Origin of the sequence: Pseudomonas sp. PDM10 (assembly GCF_014852295.1) — a bacterium.
Lineage (GTDB): Bacteria > Pseudomonadota > Gammaproteobacteria > Pseudomonadales > Pseudomonadaceae > Aquipseudomonas.
Genome location: NZ_JACVBJ010000038.1, coordinates 1 through 255 on the forward strand (window position 1 = coordinate 1; position 255 = coordinate 255).

The window sequence follows — 255 nt, forward strand, 5'->3', positions numbered from 1 at the left end:
TGCTCAGGCGTTTGCAGAAGGTCATGGCTTCGGCGGCGGCGGTGGCTTCGTCGAGCAACGAGGCGTTGGCGATCGGCAGGCCGGTGAGGTCGCTGATCAGGGTCTGGAAGTTCAGCAGCGCTTCGAGGCGGCCCTGGGAAATTTCCGGCTGGTACGGCGTGTACGCGGTGTACCAGGCCGGGTTTTCCAGCAGGTTGCGCAGGATCGGCGACGGCGTGTGGGTGCCGTAGTAGCCCTGGCCGATGAAGGTCTTGA

At 64.7% G+C, this 255-nt stretch carries 1 pseudogene; it reads right to left on the reverse strand.

Annotated features, from left to right (window positions below):
* Positions 1-255 (reverse strand): annotated as a pseudogene (locus IB252_RS30005) (hypothetical protein); the annotation flags it as partial.